Here is an 18257-nt window from a genome sequence, read left to right as displayed (position 1 = left end):
CCCACGAGCTCGGCCAGGTACGGGCGGCGACCGCGGGGCCCGGGCGTCGGGCGGTACCCGCGGCGCGCGAAACGGGTCGGGGAGCCGCCCGGCCGGCCGTCCGTCCGTCCGCGGTGAACGGCCGAGGCGACACGCCGGTGCCGCCCCGCGCCGGAGCGGCACCACCCCGTACGGCCCCGCGCCAACCGGTGCAATGTCCGGTGACATGTGCTCAGCTCGCCTCCGGCCAGGGGTATGTGATCCGGTGTGTGCCGATTGTCGGACCGGTTCTCCCCCGTTCGCAGCAGCGGGCGGAACCGGCCTCCTTCCCCGGTACGCGACCCCGTACCGCCCGAAGGAGGAGCGATGTCCGAGTCCGCCGGCAGCTTGCCCCGACGCACCTTCAGCCGACGCTTCTTCGCCGGCGGTGCCGCCGCGGCGGCCATCTCACCGATGGCCTTCGGTGCGCAGACCGCGCATGCCCAGGAGGCCGCGGAGACGGAGGCCGTGGGAGCAGCGCGGGGCACGGCACCGCGCGCACGCACGAAGACACCCGCCCGCGCGGCGGCCGGCGGAAAGGTCCGCCGCCTGAAGCTGTACGCCGAGAAGATGCCCGACGGGCGGCTCGGCTTCGGCCTCGCGAAGGGCAAGGCCACCGTGCCCGGCCCGCTGATCGAGATGACCGAGGGCGACACCCTCCACGTGGAGTTCACGAACCTGATGGACGAGCCCGTGAGCCTGCACGTCCACGGCGTCGACTACGACGTCGAGAGCGACGGCACCCGGCTCAACCGGAGCTGCACGGATCCGGGCAAGACTCGCGTCTACACCTGGCGCACACACACCCCCGGTGTCCGCGAGGACGGCACCTGGCGGGCGGGAAGCGCGGGCTACTGGCACTACCACGACCACGCGGTGGGCACGGACCACGGCACCGGCGGCATCCACAAGGGCCTCTACGGCGGACTCATCGTCCGGAGGAAGGGCGACATCCTCCCGGACCGGCAGTTCACGCTCTGCTTCAACGACACGGTGATCAACAACGGCCCTGGACACGAGGGCCCGGACCTCAAGGTGAAGCTGGGCGACCGCGTCGAGATCGTCGTGATCACGCACGGCAGGACGTACCACACGTTCCATATGCACGGACATCGCTGGGCCGAGAACCGTACGGGACTGCTGACGGGCGCGGACGACCCCAGCCGCGTCATCGACAACAAGATCACCGGCCCGGGTGACTCCTTCGGCTTCCAGATCATCGCGGGAGAGAACATCGGCGCGGGCGCCTGGATGTACCACTGCCATGTGCAGAGCCACGCCGACATGGGGATGTCCGGGCTGATCCTGGTCACCGAGGCCGACGGCACCCTCCCCGGCTACGACCCCCACGGCCTCGCGGGTCACGGCCCCCGCGCGAAGCAGCAGGGGTCCGGCGCACCGAAGAAGCAGGCGCCCAACGTGGCGAAGAAGCAGGTGTCCAGCGCATCGAAGAAACAGGCACCCCGAGTGCACAAGCACTGACCTCTTTGGTGACCTGTCACAGGGTCAACGATTGATCGCCTGAACCTCCTTGACGGTGACATCCTGCTGGTTCGTGGACTCTCCGTTGGGAAGCGGGGGCTGCTGAGCAGGGCCATCTGGATCTGTCGAGTCGGTCCAGGTGACCTTCCAGGTGATCGATGCCTGCAGCTTGTAGGTACCGTCACCGGAGGACTTGCGGTAGGTGATGTTGCAATCGGACTCTCGCGTATTGACGCTGTAGCCCCCTCCTTTTCTCACGAGGTCGTACGTGCATGACTGCGGGTTTGCATACTCGGTTCCGGCTTCGATGTGCAGTTCGACCGGTGTGGCAACCGTCGTAGCAGCGACGTTGACGTCCATGTGGTTGAGGCTGGCGGTTACCCAGACACGATCGAGTTCCTCGGTAAAGGATGCATAGGTCTCAAGATTGACGACCTGATTCTCGGCTGAAGGGCTGAGCTTCATGGGCGGAGCCGGGAGCCTGGTGCGGTCGTATGCGAGTCCCGCGAGGACCTGAGGATCGACAACAGGAGTGCCAGGTGGAGCGGGATCAGCTGGGCCGATCCACTGGTAGACGTCCAAGCTTGCGCAGCGCTCCGCGAACTCCTCCAAGCTCGCGTCGCCGCTCTTCACGAGCTCATACCAAGCTCCCTTGTCGCCCTTGTGGAAGTTGTCCTTGCCGTACTCCTCGGACATCCCGTTGCCGGCACTTCCCGAGCCGTAGTCGTGACTGGCCAAGTAGTCTTGGAGCTCCTTGGGAGTGTATTTGGGCTCATACCAGCACGCGGGCGGGTTCCAGTTGCCGGCGACCGGGGTCATGGGGCGGCCGCCGGAACCAGGGCGACTCGCCTTGAATTGCACCAGGGAGCCGATCTCATTACTCGGCTTGCTGTCGGAGGGCGGAGGCTTCTGTCCCATATCCGTGTCCGCCGAAGCGGATGTCGTGCCGAGCATCAGCGCAGCCGCCGCGCATATCGCCGTCGATGTCACCCGGCGAAAGGTCAGAGCCGGCACTGTGCCGCCCCCTTCTCCGACTCCTCCAGCACCATTTTCCACGTGCCGTCGTCGTCCTTCTTCACGACAGCAGTGTGGAGCACAAAACTCTTGGCACTGGGCTTCGTCTTGTTGACCTTGTCCGTCTTGGCGTCCTTGTCGTACAGGTAGCGCTGGTCCTCGCAGTACCGGACCGTGGCGGCACCCTGGCCTCCCAGCTTCACGACACGGTCGTAGTAGCGAACGGATCCGGAGATCGTCTTGCCGTCCGCCTTGAACGACTCGATACCACCCGAGAAACCCAGTAGCGCCTTTTCGCCGAGATAGTCGCCGAGCACAGCCAATCCTGGATCCTGCTTTGCGAAGCCAAGAAGAATCGACTTCACTGCATATCCATTGTCCCGAAGGATCGTGTCCTTGACCTTGTCCCCCGTCGTATCAGCATCGATGGTCACCTTGAGGTCCTGGGGGAAAGGAAAGTTCGGGGCGTCCGCTTCCGGGGAAGCCTCCTTGGAGGGATCCGAAGTCTTGGCACCCTTCTCAGCGCTGTCTGCTCCCTCGATCTCCTTCGCCGTACCCTCGCCGCCTCCGCAACCGCCAAGAAACAACGTCGATGCGAGGGCAGCGGACACTGCACAGCACACGGTTCGCTTGTTCATCGCGCAACAACTCCAGTTTGTTCGTCCCGCTGCGAGCGGCGGGCTGTCGGCCATCGGCCGAAGTGGAGTGCTGCAACGCAACACCCCCGCACGCCAAACGAATTGAGCGTACAGAGAGGGCAACTCGGAAGACAGCAGAACCTTGTGCTCCGGCACCGCACTTGAGCACAAGTTCACAGGTCAAACACGGCTTGATCTCAAGCGGAACCAACGCACCGACCGCCACACCGGTCACGGGACACCTTCGGGCTGTGCCGTCCGGCCCGTTTCCCGCGGGGTGGACACTCGGCGATCAGTCCTCCTTCATCATGTCGGAGCACTTCTCGCCGATCATCATCGTCGTGATGCACGGATTGACCGCCACCAGGAACGGCATCGCCGAGCCGTCCGCGACCCGCAGGCCCCTGACGCCCTTGACCCGCAGCCGTGCGTCGAGCGGGGCGGCCGCGTCGTCGTCCGCGCCCATCCGGACCGTGCAGGAGGGGTGGTAGACGGTGTTGTGGGTCTGGCGGATGTAGTCGAACAGCTCGTCGTCCGTCTGCACGCCCGGCCCCGGGGCGAGTTCGGCGCCCGCCCAGTCGGCGAGCGGCGCCTGTTCGGCGATCCGCCGGGCCAGCCGCAGACCGTAGGTCATGACCCGCCGGTCGTGGCCCTCCGGGTCGGTGAAGTAGCGCGGATCCACCTTGGGCTTGTCCCGGAAGTCGCGGCTGCGCAGGCGGACCGTGCCCGTGGAGCGGGCGCGCGTGACGTTCGGGGTGAGGCAGAAGGCGTTCTCCGACGTCGGGTAGCCGCGCCGGTAGGTGTTCATGTCGAAGGGCACGGAGCCGTAGTGGAACATCAGGTCCGGGCGGTCCAGGCCCGGTTCGGTGTCCGAGAAGATCCCGATCTCCCACCACTGGGTGGAGGAGTCCACCATCGGCTGCTTGGCGTCCCACATGATGACGCCCTCCGGGTGGTCCTGCAGGTTCGCGCCGACCCCCGGGGAGTCCACGCGTACCTCCAGCCCCATCTCGCGCAGATGCTCCGCCGGCCCGATCCCGGAGAGCATCAGCAGCTTCGGGGTGTCGATGGAGCCGCAGGAGACGACGACCTCGCGGCGGGCGGCGACCGTGAGGGTGTGGATCAGGTCGGGCGCCAGGTACTCCACGCCCGTACAGCGCCCGTCGGCGTCCAGCACCAGGCGCTTGGCCTGCAGCCCGGTGCGGACCTCGAGGTTGGGCCGCTTGCCCAGGACCGGGTGGAGGTACGAGACGGAGGCCGAGGAACGGACGCCGTCCTCACGCCGGTTGATCTGGAACCAGTTCGCGCCCTTCAGGACGGTCCTGCCCGCGTTGAAGGGCGTGGTCGGGATCCCGGCGTCGGCACACGCCTCCAGCAACGCCCGCCCGCACGGGTCGTGCGGCGGGACGGTGCGGATCACCACGGGTCCGTTCCTGCCGTGGTGTTCACCGGGCCCGTCGTTGTTCTCCAGCCGCTGGTAGAGGGGGAAGCAGTCCTTGGAGCCCCATCCCGTACAGCCCAGGGCCTCCCACTCGTCGAGGTCCTCGGCCGGCGCCCAGAAGGCGATGCAGGAGTTGTGCGACGAACAGCCGCCGAGCACGCGGGCGCGGGCGTGGCGCATGAAGCTGTTGCCGTACTCCTGGGGCTCGACGGGGTAGTCCCAGTCGTAGCCGGACTCCAGGAGCCCCATCCACTTGTCGAGCCGCAGGATGTTGTCGTCCCCGACGTCCGAGGGGCCTGCCTCCAGGAGGCAGACGGTGACGCCGGGATCCTCCGACAGCCGGGCGGCGACGACGGATCCGGCCGTCCCCCCGCCCACGACCACGTAGTCGAACGAGTCCACAGTCCACTCCCTTCGGCGGCGCCTGGGCAGCGCGTCAGCGAGGCGATTCCGGTGATCCCGGCGACCCCGTCGTGCCGGCAGCCGGCGGCTGCGCGGCGCGGTGCTCCTCCAGCACACCGGTGCGGTGGCGCTGGACGAACCAGTAGTAGGCGAACCCGGCGCCGGCGACGACGCCGATGAAGAGGAACGCGCCCCACCGCAGGTACCAGTGCTGCGGCGGCTGCGCGTTGTAGACGTCCGGGCGCGGCCAGGCCAGGTTGATGGACATCGCGGCGCCCCACAGCACCGCGACGATGTTGATGGGCAGGCCGAACCGCCCGAGCGAGAAACGCCCTTCGGCGGGCTTCCACTTACCGCGCAGGCGCTGGAGGAGCATGGGTGCGGTGACGGCGAGATAGGCCAGGTAGATCATGATGATCGCGATGCTGGTGATCACCGAGAAGATCTGCGGCTGATTGATGTTGATCACCAGGATGATGACGCCGACCAGGCCGATGACGACGGCGGGGACGATCGGTGTCTGGAACCTCGGGTGCACGCGGGCGAGGAGCGAGCCCGCGGGGAGGTTGTTGTCGCGGGCCATGGCGAACATCAGCCGGATGCCGGCGGTGTGCACGGCCAGCGCGCACACGGTGATCGCGATCACGACGCACCACAGCACGGCCTCGCCGACGTTCTTGCCGAGGGTGGCCAGCACCACGTACTGCAGGCCGTCGGTGCTCAGTTGCTCCGCCTGGAGGTCCGGCACGGCGAGCAGCGCGAAGAGCAGGATCAGGCCGCCGATGACGAACGAGGCGACCAGGGCGCGGAGGATGGCGCGCGGCGCGTTGCGGGACGGGTTGTGGGACTCCTCGCCGAGGGACGACGCGGTGTCGAACCCGTACATGACGTACGCGGACGCCAGCGAGGCCGTCAGGAACGCGCCGAGATAGCCGAGGTTCTGCCCCGCCCCCAGGTCGTAGGTCTCGGTGAGCGCGGAGCTCGGGCCGCGGGTGATGTGCGCGGCGAGCAGGGCGATCAGCACGATGGCGGCGATCAGCTCGATGAACACGCCCGCGGAGTTGATCCGCGCCATGAGCTTCACGCCGAAGGCGTTGATCAGCGTGGTGAAGATGATGAGGACGGAGCCCAGGAGTACTGCGTTGGCCGCGGCGTCGTTCTTGCCGCTGCCGTCGCCGATGAACTGGAACACCGGGTCGATCTGCGGCAGCGTCACCTGGTAGGCCAGGGCCACGGCGGCGAGCGTGACCATGGTGGCGGTCATCATCATCCAGCCGCCGAGCCAGCCCACGTGCGGGCCGCCCATCTTCTTCGCCCAGTTGTAGATCGACCCGGCCACCGGATAGCGGGCGGCCAGCTCGCAGAAGCACAGGGCGACCATGAGCTGGCCCGCGAAGACCATGGGCCAGGACCACCAGTAGGCGGGGCCGCCGAAGGCGATACCGAAGTAGAAGAGCTGGAAGGTGCCGGTGAGGATGGAGATGTAGCTGACGCCGGCCGCGAAGGTGTGGAAGTTGCCGAGTGTGCGCTTGAGTTCGGGGCGATAACCGAGTTCGGTCAGCGATTCGTCGTCGTGACCGTCACCACCGGATGCCGCGGAGGGCCCGGTGGGCTCGGTCGAGCTCACTCGAACCACCTCTGGGGCTGCGGCGCGGTGTTCCGCCAGATGTGCTTGGCCTCCTGGTACTCGGCAAGGCCCGCGGGCCCGAGTTCACGGCCGATGCCTGACTGCTTCATGCCTCCCCATTCCGCTTGCGGTACGTAGGGATGGAAGTCGTTGATCCAGACGGTGCCGGCGCGCAGCCCGGAGGCCACGCGTTCGGCCCTGCCCGCGTCCTGGGTGAAGACGCCCGCGGCCAGCCCGTACATCGTGTCGTTGGCCAGCGCGAGTGCCTCGTCCTCGTCACGGAACCGCTCGACGGTCAGGACGGGGCCGAACGACTCGTCGCGCACCACGGACATGCCGGGCACGCAGTCGTCCAGGACGGTCGGCAGGTAGTAGAAGCCGCCTCCCAGGGCGGGGTCGTCGGGGCGCTTGCCGCCGCAGCGGAGCACCGCGCCCTCCTTCAGGCCGGCCGCCACGTAGGCCTCGACCTTCTCGCGGTGCCCGGCCGAGATCAGCGGGCCGGTGCGGGCGTGCTCGTCGAACGGGCCGCCGAGGGGGATCCGCCGGGCCCGGGCCACCACCTCGTCGACGAACGCGTCGTGCAGCTCCTGCTGCACCAGCAGCCGGGCGCCGGCCGAGCAGACCTGGCCGGAGTGGAGGAAGACGGCCATCAGGGCGTAGTCGACGGCGGTCTCGAAGTCCGCGTCGGCGAAGACGATGTTCGGGTTCTTGCCGCCGAGCTCCAGGGCGATCTTCTTGACGGTGGGGGCGGCCGCGGCCATGATCGCGCGGCCGGTGAGCACACCGCCGGTGAAGGACACCAGGTCCACGCGTTCGTCGGTGGTCAGCGGTGCGCCGACGGCGGGGCCCGCGCCCAGGAGCAGGTTCCCGGCGCCGCCGGGCAGCCCGGCCTCCCGCAGCAGCCGCATGAGGCCGATGGCGGTGTGGGGGGTCAGTTCGCTCGGTTTGAGGACGAAGGTGTTGCCCGCGGCGAGGGCGGGGGCGACCTTCCAGGCGGTCTGGAGCAGCGGGTAGTTCCACGGTGTGATCAGTGAGCAGACGCCGACCGGCTCGTACACGACGCGGCTGTCGACCGTCGGCTGCCCGGTCTCGATCACGCGGCCCGCGGCGCCGCCGGCCATGAGTTCGCCGAAGTAGCGGAAGCAGTTCGCGATGTCGTCGAGGTCGTACTCGCTCTCCACGAGCCGTTTGCCGGTGTCCAGGGACTCGGCCCGCGCGAAGTCGGCCTTGTCGCGCTCCAGCAGGTCGGCCACGCGCACCAGCAGGCGGCCGCGCTCGGCGGCCGGGGTACGGGGCCAGGGGCCGCGGTCGAAGGCGTCGCGGGCCGCGGCGATGGCCGCGGCCGCGTCCTTCGGCCCGGCCTCGTCCACGATCGCGACCAGCGAGCCGTCCGCGGGGCAGCGGATCTCGCGGGTCCGGCCGTCCAGGGCGGCCGTCCATCGGCCGTCGATGTAGAGCTCCGGCATGGCTCCCTCCGGGTCCGCCCGGATGCCCCGGGGCACGGCACGCCGCGTGGCGTGTACAGACAAGAGTTTATGTGATGCATGTCACAGGCGCGTCCGGCCGTTGATGAGACGTTCAGAGACCGTTGATCAGTGGCCTGAAGAGTGGGCCTCATGTTGATCGACTGCACCGATACGGATACCGCCATGGAACGGAGCGAGCCCGACTGGGAGCGGGCCCTGTGCGCACAGACCGGCCCCGAGTTCTTCTTCCCCGAGGCGGGCGGCTCCACGAGAGAGGCCAAGCAGGTCTGCACGGCCTGCGAGGAGCGCCTGCGCTGCCTGGAGTACGCGCTCTCCAACGACGAGCGCTTCGGGGTGTGGGGCGGCCTCTCCGAGAAGGAGCGGCAGCGCCTGCGCCGCCGCTGAGTGCGTGCGCCGCCGCGGGGGCGGTACACGCACGACGTCGTACGGCGTACGGCGTCGTGGGCACGCGAGACGCGGCAGGACGGACGGTCCGGGGCCCGGCCTGGGGGCCACGGAACGCCGACGGGGGCGTCGTGGGCGGACAACAGGGGGCCGCCCACGACGGCAGCACTGCGGAGGCGGGCGCCAGGGGGAGGCGGAACGGAACCGATTTGGCTGCCGGGCCCCGAGCGCGTAAGGTCATGTTCACCGACGCGGGGTGGAGCAGCTCGGTAGCTCGCTGGGCTCATAACCCAGAGGTCGCAGGTTCAAATCCTGTCCCCGCTACTGAAAGGCAGGCCCGGTGCTCACGCACCGGGCCTGCTGCTTTGATGGGCGTCATGAGCATCTACGAGATTCCGCTGCGCACGCTGTCCGGCGAACCGACCTCCCTGGCCGACCACCGGGGCAAGGCCGTGCTGATCGTGAACGTCGCCTCCAAGTGCGGCCTGACCCCGCAGTACACCGGCCTGGAACAGCTCCACGAGCGTCTCGCGGGCCGCGGCTTCAGCGTCCTGGGCGTTCCGTGCAATCAGTTCGCCGGGCAGGAACCGGGCACGTCCGAGGAGATCGCCGAGTTCTGCTCGGCGACGTACGGCGTGACCTTCCCCCTGCTGGAGAAGATCGACGTGAACGGCGAGAACCGGCACCCCCTCTACGCCGAACTGGTGAAGACGCAGGACGGGGAGGGCGCCGCGGGCGACATCCAGTGGAACTTCGAGAAGTTCCTCGTGAGCCCGGCCGGGGAGGTCGTCGGCCGGTTCCGCCCGCAGACGGCGCCCGACGACGCGGCGCTGGTCTCCGCGGTGGAGGCCCAGCTCCCGGCGTAGTCACGACGCTCCTCGTTCGCTCCGCGGGTCCGGTGCAGCGCGCACCGGACCCATGCGTCGTCCGGTGCCCGGACGGTGGTCGGGCGTGGTGACGGGGGGCGTACGGCACAGGACCGCGGGACCAGGCGGCCCGGGGGTGCGCGACGCCCCGCCGCTCCGCTCCAAGGACGGCATTCCGGCCTTCTATGGATGCGTTTCGGTCACGCGAAACACGGGACTCGGTCACTCCGCCGAACGGGGAGCCGCCGCCCGAATACGGCATTCCGGTCCGACGCGCGGGCGCTGACCTGGCCGGGCGCGAACGGGGCGCGGGAGACCCGCGTTCACGCCCGCGTGCGGCGGGCAGTGCGCCCCTGTTCCTCGCGTTTGCGATCTTCCTGAGCGATGTCACCGGGGCATGGCACGATCGTTGCTGGGTGGTCGACGGCCGCTGCCGGGGCTCCGGCGCGTCCGCCGCACACCCGTCCCGACCCGGGCGACGACACACGTCCGGGCCGGGTGCGCAGCATCGCAGTATGGGGGATAACAGGGGGAAACTGTTGTGATCTGCTATGAAGCGACATCGGACGATATTTCCAAGGTCAGGTTCTCGCCGTCCCCGCTCGGGGAGGCGGTCTACAGCTTTCGGATGCTGGCCTCACCGGAGCGCAGGAAGCTCCACGCCCCGTGGGTGAGCGATGTACGGGCGCGCCTCAAGGGGGTCGACTTCTCTCCACTGCGTGCGGTGGTCCCGCCCACGGGCTATGTCCCGGACTTCCTCACTCCGGCTCCGGGTGCCGAACCCGCGGACATCGCCGGGGAGTTGGAGAAGGTCCGCTCGACGACGCCTGAGCACTTCGTCGACGAGGTGGCCTGGATGGCGGCCGACTCCGGCACGCCCGCGGCCTGGCGCGCCGAGGCGGCGCCCATGCACCGGCGCATGCTCGACGAACCCGGGCAGGCCATCAGAACCATCACCCATCTCCTTGACGTCTACTGGCGGTTGGCGCTCGATCCGCACTGGCGCCGGCTGCACGGTGGGCTGCAGTCGGACATCCGCTCGCGGACGCGGGTGATGGAGACGTCGGGGACAGCCTCCGTCTTCTCCTCGCTCAACCGGCGCGTGGGATGGGAGGACAGCCGGATCACGGTGCGCAGCGCCTACGACTTCAAGGAGAAGTTGGGCGGCCGGGGCCTGGTGCTGGTCCCGAGCATCTTCTGCGGTCCTGAGGTGCTGACCATGCTGCCGCCGCTGGGGTCGATGATCGTCTATCCACGGCCCGACGTGGGCGAGATATGGAACCGCCGCCGGCTCGAGCACTCCAGCGCCCTGGCCTCCCTGATGGGCCCCGTGCGCGCGGCGGTGGTCGAGGCCCTGGTGGCCCCTGCCACGACCACGGAGCTGGCCACGGCGATCGACGTCACTCCGGGGGCGATCAGCCAGCACGTCGGCGTGCTGCGGGACTGCAGTCTCGTCCACAGCCGGCGGGCCGGCCGGAAGGTCATCCACTCCCTGACCGAGACGGGCGAAGCGCTGGTCCTGGGCTCCCGGCCCGTCAGCCATGCGGCCTGACCGGGTGTGTCCGCGTGACCCCGACGGGCCCTGCGGAGCACTGATTTAGGCCCGTCTAAAACGCTTGGGCTCCTTCGGTGGCTGTGTTTGGCTAGCTCCGGCACGTCGGCAGGAACGCGGGCGAAGTACCACATTCCGTCCGGGCCGCGAGCGAGACATCCACCTGCCCGATCCACCGGGGAGCCCGCCCGTCTCGCAAGACCCGCAGACGTTCACTCACTTGACTTGGGGGGACATCCAAGGTGTCCGCAACATCCACCGGGGACCAGCGCGCCTACGACGTGGTCGTCGTCGGCAACGGCTCGCTCGGTCTGTCGCTCGGCCTCACCCTGGCCCGGCGGAACGTACGCGTGGCCGTACTCGGCCGCCCGCATCGGCCCTGGGCCGCGTCGTCGGCCGCGGGGGCGATGATCGGGACGTTCGGCGAGGTGACGACCACCCTGCTGAAGAGCGAGTTCGGCCGCACCAAGCTCGACTGGGCCCACCAGGCGAGCGCGTTGTGGCCGGACTGGCTGGACGGGATCTCCCCGGAGTCGGACGGCTCCGAGCTGCTGACCGCGGACGGCACGGTCGTCATGCTGAACGCGGTGGGTGTTCCGGAGATCGACACCCAGAACTTCAAGGCGATCCGCAAGACCCTCGTCGACTACGGCGAGAAGTTCGAGGACATCGACCCCGAGGACATCGACTGGCTCGACGCCGAGCCCACCGGCCGCCCGCTCCAGGCGATGTTCCTCCCGCGTGAACACGCCGTCGACGCCCACGCGTTGCTCGACCGTCTGGAGAAGGCGTTCGTCGCCGAGGGCGGCACGCTGATCCCCGAGAGCGCCACCCGGGTCGACCAGGCCGCGGGCCGGGTGCGCGGCGTCCAGGTGGAGTCGGGGGCGGTGCTGGCGACCGAACAGCTCGTCCTGGCCGCCGGCTCCGCGTCCCAGACCGTGCTGGACAGCGTGCCCGAGCAGGCGGCCCGTATTCCGCGGCTCATCAGCGGATACGGCGTGTCCGCCCTGGTCGACACCGAGGACGGCACCGCCCCGCGCAGCGTCCTGCGGACGCCCAACCGTGCGTTCGCCTGCGGTCTGCACGTCGTCCCGCGCGGCGAGGGGCGCGTCTACGTCGGCGCGACGAACATCATCTCGCCCGAGCCGCGCGAGACCCCGCTCATCTCCGACGTCCTGTTCCTGCTCAACTGCGGCAACCGCCAGATCCGCCGCAACCTCGGCGAGAGCGGGCTGCGGACCGTCCAGGTGGGCAACCGCCCCGTCGCGCTGGACGGCATGCCGCTGCTGGGTGAGACGGAGCTGGCCGGCCTGTGGATGATGACCGGCACCTACCGTGACGGCCTCACCCTCTCCCCGCTGCTCGCCCGCGAGATGACCGCGCGGCTCCTGGGCGAGGAGACCTCGCTCGACTTGGACATGTTCCGCCCGGTCCGGGCACCGATCCAGCCGATGTCCCGCGAGGAGGTCGTGGAGACCACGGTCACGCACATGCTGGCCACCGGCTACGAGTCCAACTGGACGGTCCCCGTCGAGTGGCCGTTCACCATCGAGCACTACCTCCGGGTCGCGTACACCCGCATCGCGGACGAGTTCGACCCGGAGTTCACCCCTCCGCCGGAGCTGCTCGCCTCCTCCCGCATCCATCCCTCCATCGCGAAGGCCCTGCGGGAGTACTACGCGGCCAGCCACGCCGCCTCAAGCTCCTGACGCACCGTCAACCCCGGGCCCGTTCCCGCGGCCACCGGCCCGCCGGGGCCGCGGGATCCGGGAACGCCCCTGCTCGCTGCTGCTGAAAGGAACGACGACGGTGGCTGAACAGCCGCTCGCAGACTTACTCCGGGAAGCGGAGCGCGTCCTCACCGCCAGTGGTGTGTGGAGCCCGCGTGAGGACGCCGAAGCCCTGGCCGCCCACGTGCTGGGACTCACGGACAAGGCACCCCGCCCCGAGCACCCGGTGCCCGAAGCCGCCGCCTCACAACTGCGGACCCTGGTAGGGCGCCGCGCATCGCGCATCCCGCTCGGGCACGTCACCGGGCGGGCACGGCTCGGCGGGATCGAGGTTACGGTCACCGAGGACGTGTTCGTCCCACGGTTCCCCACCGAACTCCTGCTGCGCTGGGGGCTGTCGGCGATCGAGGGGACGAAGGACCCCGTCGTGGTCGACCTCTGCACGGGGTCCGGGGCCGTCGCCCTGGCGGTCGCCCACGCCCGGCCCGACGCCACGGTGCACGCCGTGGACGTGGACACCGCCGCCCTGGAGTGCGCCCGGCGCAACGCCGCCGAGCGCGCCGAGGCCGGCGACCGGCCGGTCACCGTGCACCAGGGCGATGTCGCCGACCCGACGCTCCTCGCGCACCTGGACGGCACCGCCGATCTGGTCCTCGCCAACCCGCCGTACGTCCCCCTCGGCACGGAGCTGCTGCCCGAGTGGGGCCGGCACCACCCCCGGCAGGCCGTGTTCGCCGGCGCCGACGGGCTGGACGTGATCCGCCAGGTCATCGCCTGCGCCGCGCGTCTGCTGCGGCCCGGCGGCGGTCTGGCCATCGAGCACGGGGACGCCCAGATCGGCGTCGTCCCGGGCCTGCTCGCCGCGACCGGCGCCTTCACCGAGGCCGAGGGCCACCGCGACCAGGAGGACCGCCCCCGCTGCACCACCACACTGAGAAGGGCAGTGCCCATGACGACCACCTCGACCGCCGGGGAAGCCGGTCTGGCCGTACTGCGCGGCGAACTGGACGCCATCGACGACCAGTTGCTGGAGACTCTCAGAGCCCGGGTCGAAGTGTGCGTCCGCATCGCCGAGCACAAGCGGGAGCACGACGTCCCCATGATGCAGCCGCACCGCATCGGGCTCGTCCAGGAGCGCGCCGCCCTCTTCGGCGCCGACCACGGCATCGACGGGACCTTCCTGCGGCGCCTCTACGAGCTGATCATCGAGGAGACGTGCCGGGTCGAGGACCTCGTCATCGACGGTGACGCGACCGGCCGCCTGCCCGGCAGCCGCGCCGACCGGGGCGATGCGTCATGACGTCCCCCACGCGCACCCTGCTGATCGACAACTACGACTCCTTCACCTACAACCTCTACCAGCTGCTCGGCGAGGTGAACGGCCAGGCGCCGACCGTCGTACGCAACGACGTCGCCTGGTCCGCCCTGCACATCGCCGACTACGACAACATCGTGGTCTCCCCCGGCCCCGGACGGCCGGGCCGGGAGCTGGACTTCGGCGTGAGCGCCCGCGCGATCCGCGACGCGGGGCTGCCCGTGCTCGGCGTGTGCCTGGGCCACCAGGGCATCGCCGAACTCTTCGGCGGCACGGTCGCGCACGCGCCCGAGCCCGTGCACGGCCGCATCTCCCCGGTCCGGCACAACGGCGAGGACATCTTCGCCGGGCTGCCCTCACCGTTCGACGCGGTCCGCTACCACTCACTGGCGGTCACCGGGCTCACCGGCGAACTGGAGGGCATCGCCTGGACCGAGGACGGCGTGCTGATGGGGCTGCGCCACCGCACGGAACCGGTGTGGGGCGTGCAGTTCCACCCGGAGTCCATCTCCAGCGAGTACGGCCGCGAACTCCTCGCCAACTTCCGGGACCTGACGCACCGTCGCCGCACTCCGGCGCGCGCTGCGACCGGCTCCCCGTACCACCTGCACGTACGGCGGCTGGAGACCGCGCCGGACGCGGAGATCGCCCATGCCGAGCTGTTCGCCGGGCACCGGCACAGCTTCTGGCTGGACAGCGGTTCGCACGCCGACGGCAACGCCCGCTTCTCCGTCCTCGGCGACGGCACCGGACCTCTCGCCGAGTACGTCACCCACCGGGTCTCCACCGGCACCGTGCGCGTGGAGCGCGAAGGGCTGCCCGACGAGGAGGTGCGGCAGGGCTTCTTCGACTATCTGGACGGGGAGTTGCGCCGGCGCGCCCTCCCCCGTCCCGCCGGTCTGCCGTTCTCCTTCAACCTCGGATACGTCGGCTATCTCGGGTACGAGCTGAAGGCCGAGGCGGGGGCCCGGGCCGCGCACACCGCGCCGACCCCGGACGCGGCGATGCTGTTCACGGACCGGGCCGTGGTGATCGACCACGCCGAGAACGCCACCTATCTGCTCTGCCTGAGCATCGCCCCGGACGACCCCGACGCGGCCAAGTGGCTCGATGCCACCGTCGGCCGCCTCGCCGTCCTGCCGGCCGAGATCGCCCGTGACCACAGCCCGTTGGTGGGCACGGTGTCTCCGGACGCGGCCGCGCTCGCCTCCCGCCACAGCCGGCAGGAGTACCTCGGGCTGATCGGCGACTGCCTGGAGGAGATCCGCAACGGCGAGTCGTACGAGATCTGCCTGACCAACATGGTCGTCACCGGCACGCGGGTCGATCCGCTCGCCACGTACCGGCATCTGCGGCGCGTCAGCCCCGTGCCGTACGGGGCGCTGCTCGACTTCCCGGGCGTGGCGGTGCTCAGTGCCTCGCCCGAGCGGTTCCTGACCATCGGCACGGACCGCGTGGCCGAGTCGAAGCCGATCAAGGGCACCCGCCCGCGCGGCGCGACCGCGGCCGAGGACGGCGCGCTGCGCGAGGGGCTGCGCGGCAGCGAGAAGGACCGCGCCGAGAACCTGATGATCGTGGACCTGCTGCGCAACGACCTCAACACGGTGTGCGAGGTCGGGTCCGTGCATGTGCCCAAGCTGTTCGACGTCGAGACCTACGCCCCGGTGCACCAGCTCGTCTCCACGGTGCGCGGCACGCTGCGGGACGGGGTGTCCGCCGTGGACTGCGTCCGGGCCTCCTTCCCCGGCGGTTCGATGACCGGCGCTCCCAAGCTGCGCACGATGGAGATCATCGACCGGCTCGAGCAGGGCCCGCGCGGTGTCTACTCGGGCGCGCTCGGCTGGTTCTCGCTGAGCGGCGCCGCCGATCTGTCCATCGTCATCAGGACGATCGTGGCGACCGAGGAGGGCGCGTCGTTCGGGGTCGGCGGCGCCGTCATCGCCCTGTCGGACCCGGCCGAGGAGTTCGAGGAGACGCTGGTGAAGTCCCGCGCGATGGCCAAGGCGATCGCGGCGGGCACGACCGCGGCCCGCGACGAGCAGGCGGCGCACTCATGAGCGGCTCCCCGAGGCCGGCACCGGTGACGGCGGTGCCCGGCCGGATCCGCCGATGTGTGCTGGCGGGCGGATCCGGCGCCGTGGGCGGCCTGTTCACGGGCCTGCTCACCGGCGCGGGCATCGACGTGTGCGTCGTCGATCCCGCGCCGCCCGCGGCGGGCGCCGTTGTCCGCCATCTCCCCGGTGACGTCACCGCACCCGACGAGGCGCTGCGCGCGGAGCTGGCCGCGACCGATCTGCTGCTGCTCGCCGTGCCCGAGGAGGCCGCGCTGGAGGCGGTGCGGGCCACGGCCGGCTCCCTGCGGCCCGGGGCGCTCCTCGCGGACACGCTCTCGGTCAAGACCCGCATCGCGGCCGCGGTCGCCGACCGCGCGGCGGGCCGTGAGGCGGTCGGCCTCAACCCGATGTTCGCGCCCTCGCTGGGCCTGGACGGCCGCCCGGTGGCGGCGGTCGTGCTGCGCGACGGGCCGCTGGTCACCGAACTCCTGGCCCTGGTCACCGGCAACGGCGGCCGCGTCGTACGGGTCGGGGCCGAGCGCCACGACCGCCTGGCCGCCGCCTCGCAGGCGCTCACCCACGCCACGGTGCTGGCCTTCGGCCACGCACTCGCCGGACTCGACGTCGACATCGAGGAGTTGGCCGCCCTCGCTCCCCCGCCGCACGCGGCACTGCTGGCCCTGCTCGCCCGGATCGCGTCCGGCACCCCGGAGGTGTACTGGGACATCCAGTCCGCCAACCCGTACGCCGGCAGGGCCCGGGAGGCGCTGGCCAGTGGCGCGGCCCGGCTCGAAGACATCACGCGCGACGGCGACGAGAAGGCCTTCGCCCACTTCCTGCACGAACTCTCCGGCGGGCTCGGCGACCGGCTTCCGCACTACCGGGACCTCTGTGCGGAGCTGTTCACCCGGATTCCCGCCGCCGCACCCAAGGACGCGTCATGACCACCACCGCAGACACCGGCCCGGAGACCACCGCGACCGGCGCAAGGCCCGCCAACTGGGTCGCCGCCCGCATCGGCAGGACGACCGACTCACTGGACCGAGCCTTCGACGAAGGGCTGACGGGACATGTCATCACCGGCCGCGACGGCAAGGTGGTGGAGCTGGAGGACGGCAGCAGCGCCATCGAGTTCGTCTCCTGCTCCTACCTGGGCCTGGAGGCCCATCCGGCGCTGACGGGGGCGGCGGAGGAGGCCCTGCGCCGGTTCGGGGCGCACTTCTCCTCATCGCGCAACCGCATGCGCCCGGTGTACCTCGGACAGCTGGAGGAGCTGCTGAGCGAGATCTACGGCGGCCGTCCCGCCGTGCCGTTCACCTCCGTCAGCAATGTGCACCTCGGGGTCCTCCCGCTGCTCGGCAACGGCGCCCTGCCCGGCTATCCCGTCTCGGCCAAGGGCCCCGTCTTCCTGGTCGAGAAGACCGCCCACGCCTCGATCCAGGTGCTTCGCGGTCTCATGGAACAGCTCGGCCCGGTCCGCCGGTTCGACCTGGCCGACCCCGAGTCCCTGGCGACGCGCATCGCGGAGGCCACGGCTCAGGGCCGTACGCCCATCGCGCTCGTCGACGGGGTGGGATCGATGGGCGGCCTGATCGACGTGGTCGCTCTGGCCCGGACGCTGGGCGAGGCCGACGGCCTGCTCTACGTCGACGACGCGCACGGGATCTCCATCGAGGGCCGGCACGGCGCGGGATACGCGTACGAGGCGTTCGGCGACCGGCTCCCGGACCATGTGATGATCGTCGGCTCGCTGTCCAAGGCGTTCGGCGGCGCGGGGGGCTTCGCGGTGCTGCGGTCGGCCGAGGACGTCCGCGTGCTGCGCAAGTTCGCCAACCCGCTGGTCTTCGGGCACTCCATCATGCTGCCGCTGCTCGCCGCGGACGTCGCGGCGGCAGAGCTCCACCTGAGCGGGGAGGTGGCGCGTCTCCAGGAGCGGCTGTGGGCGAACGCCGCCGCGTTCGACCTGCTGACGGACGGCCGGCTGGTCAACGCCGGGCAGCACTCACCGATCCGCGGTGCGCACTTCGGGACGGAGGCCGACGCGTTCGAGGCGGCACGGCGGCTGCGGTCCGCGGGGGTGCTCGTCCTGCCGGCGTTCTTCCCGACCGTCGAGAAGGGCACCGGGCTCATCCGCTTCGCGCTCTCCGCCACCCACGAGCAGTCCCACCTCGAGACGGCCGTCGACGCACTCGGCCCGATCACCGCCTAGCCGCCCGCCCGGCACGGGCCGTCGGCACGAACGGAGCG

Annotated in this window: 14 protein-coding genes and 1 tRNA gene; 10 read left to right on the top strand and 5 right to left on the bottom strand. The window is 70.4% G+C overall.

Annotated elements, in window-relative coordinates; genetic code table 11:
- Positions 1-366: 366 nt before the first annotated feature.
- Complete coding sequence (locus ABZ822_RS26965) at positions 367-1500, top strand: multicopper oxidase domain-containing protein (protein ID WP_360859731.1); 1134 nt, start codon at positions 367-369, stop codon at positions 1498-1500.
- A 24-nt stretch (positions 1501-1524) separates the two neighbouring features.
- Here ABZ822_RS26965 and ABZ822_RS26960 read toward each other — a convergent pair whose 3' ends face one another.
- The 5 genes from ABZ822_RS26960 to ABZ822_RS26940 form a co-directional block, all read right to left on the bottom strand.
- Positions 1525-2514 carry a hypothetical protein gene (locus ABZ822_RS26960; RefSeq protein ID WP_360859530.1) on the bottom strand — a complete coding sequence of 330 codons (990 nt, stop codon included), beginning with the start codon at positions 2512-2514 and terminating at the stop codon, positions 1525-1527.
- A complete protein-coding gene (locus tag ABZ822_RS26955; protein WP_360859527.1) occupies positions 2502-3152 on the bottom strand; it encodes a hypothetical protein in 651 nt (216 codons plus the stop codon). The genes ABZ822_RS26960 and ABZ822_RS26955 overlap by 13 nt, the downstream gene beginning before the upstream one ends.
- A 292-nt stretch (positions 3153-3444) precedes the next feature.
- Positions 3445-4995 carry a GMC family oxidoreductase N-terminal domain-containing protein gene (locus ABZ822_RS26950; protein ID WP_360859524.1) on the bottom strand — a complete coding sequence of 517 codons (1551 nt, stop codon included), beginning with the start codon at positions 4993-4995 and terminating at the stop codon, positions 3445-3447.
- A 34-nt stretch (positions 4996-5029) separates the two neighbouring features.
- Positions 5030-6622: an amino acid permease gene (locus ABZ822_RS26945; RefSeq protein WP_360859521.1), complete on the bottom strand. Its 1593-nt coding sequence runs from the start codon at positions 6620-6622 to the stop codon at positions 5030-5032.
- Positions 6619-8088, bottom strand: coding sequence for an aldehyde dehydrogenase family protein (locus ABZ822_RS26940; protein ID WP_360859518.1), 1470 nt, complete (start codon positions 8086-8088; stop codon positions 6619-6621). Before ABZ822_RS26940 ends, ABZ822_RS26945 begins: the two co-directional genes overlap by 4 nt.
- 150 nt (positions 8089-8238) lie before the next feature.
- Here ABZ822_RS26940 and ABZ822_RS26935 point away from each other — a divergent pair, with 150 nt between their 5' ends.
- The 9 genes from ABZ822_RS26935 to ABZ822_RS26895 all read left to right on the top strand — a co-directional run bounded on the left by ABZ822_RS26935 (position 8239) and on the right by ABZ822_RS26895 (position 18219).
- Positions 8239-8493: a WhiB family transcriptional regulator gene (locus ABZ822_RS26935; protein WP_360859515.1), complete on the top strand. Its 255-nt coding sequence runs from the start codon at positions 8239-8241 to the stop codon at positions 8491-8493.
- A 250-nt stretch (positions 8494-8743) separates the two neighbouring features.
- A tRNA-Met gene (locus ABZ822_RS26930) sits at positions 8744-8817 on the top strand.
- Positions 8818-8870: 53 nt separating this feature from the next.
- Positions 8871-9359, top strand: coding sequence for a glutathione peroxidase (locus ABZ822_RS26925; protein ID WP_360859513.1), 489 nt, complete (start codon positions 8871-8873; stop codon positions 9357-9359).
- Positions 9360-9987: 628 nt separating this feature from the next.
- Positions 9988-10911: a DUF5937 family protein gene (locus ABZ822_RS26920; RefSeq protein ID WP_360859510.1), complete on the top strand. Its 924-nt coding sequence runs from the start codon at positions 9988-9990 to the stop codon at positions 10909-10911.
- Between the two features lie 242 nt (positions 10912-11153).
- Positions 11154-12620, top strand: coding sequence for an FAD-dependent oxidoreductase (locus ABZ822_RS26915; RefSeq protein WP_360859507.1), 1467 nt, complete (start codon positions 11154-11156; stop codon positions 12618-12620).
- A 100-nt stretch (positions 12621-12720) separates the two neighbouring features.
- Entirely contained in the window at positions 12721-13941 is a 1221-nt protein-coding gene (prmC, locus tag ABZ822_RS26910) for a peptide chain release factor N(5)-glutamine methyltransferase (protein ID WP_360859504.1), read from the top strand.
- Entirely contained in the window at positions 13938-16013 is a 2076-nt protein-coding gene (gene pabB, locus ABZ822_RS26905; protein WP_360859501.1) for an aminodeoxychorismate synthase component I, read from the top strand. The genes prmC and pabB overlap by 4 nt, the downstream gene beginning before the upstream one ends.
- The gene (locus ABZ822_RS26900) at positions 16010-16954 is read left to right on the top strand and encodes a prephenate dehydrogenase/arogenate dehydrogenase family protein (protein WP_360859498.1); all 945 of its coding nucleotides are present in this window, start codon (positions 16010-16012) and stop codon (positions 16952-16954) included. The genes pabB and ABZ822_RS26900 overlap by 4 nt, the downstream gene beginning before the upstream one ends.
- On the top strand, positions 16951-18219 hold the full coding sequence (locus ABZ822_RS26895; protein WP_360859495.1) for an aminotransferase class I/II-fold pyridoxal phosphate-dependent enzyme: 1269 nt from the start codon (positions 16951-16953) through the stop codon (positions 18217-18219). Before ABZ822_RS26900 ends, ABZ822_RS26895 begins: the two co-directional genes overlap by 4 nt.
- The last annotated feature ends 38 nt before the right edge of the window (positions 18220-18257 follow it).

The sequence above is a fragment of the Streptomyces sp. NPDC047108 genome, assembly GCF_040643575.1.
GTDB lineage: Bacteria > Actinomycetota > Actinomycetes > Streptomycetales > Streptomycetaceae > Streptomyces.
The sequence above is the reverse complement of the archived record's forward strand: the minus strand, read 5'-3'. Positions and strand labels throughout refer to the sequence as shown.

Excerpts from the sequence above, each read along its gene's own strand:
- ABZ822_RS26955 (WP_360859527.1), bottom strand. The coding sequence starts at position 3,152 with ATGAACAAGCGAACCGTGTGCTGTGCAGTGTCCGCTGCCCTCGCATCG.
- ABZ822_RS26935 (WP_360859515.1), top strand. The coding sequence starts at position 8,239 with ATGTTGATCGACTGCACCGATACGGATACCGCCATGGAACGGAGCGAG.
- ABZ822_RS26895 (WP_360859495.1), top strand. The coding sequence starts at position 16,951 with ATGACCACCACCGCAGACACCGGCCCGGAGACCACCGCGACCGGCGCA.
- ABZ822_RS26940 (WP_360859518.1), bottom strand. The coding sequence starts at position 8,088 with ATGCCGGAGCTCTACATCGACGGCCGATGGACGGCCGCCCTGGACGGC.
- ABZ822_RS26925 (WP_360859513.1), top strand. The coding sequence starts at position 8,871 with ATGAGCATCTACGAGATTCCGCTGCGCACGCTGTCCGGCGAACCGACC.
- ABZ822_RS26900 (WP_360859498.1), top strand. The coding sequence starts at position 16,010 with ATGAGCGGCTCCCCGAGGCCGGCACCGGTGACGGCGGTGCCCGGCCGG.
- ABZ822_RS26920 (WP_360859510.1), top strand. The coding sequence starts at position 9,988 with ATGCTGGCCTCACCGGAGCGCAGGAAGCTCCACGCCCCGTGGGTGAGC.
- pabB (WP_360859501.1), top strand. The coding sequence starts at position 13,938 with ATGACGTCCCCCACGCGCACCCTGCTGATCGACAACTACGACTCCTTC.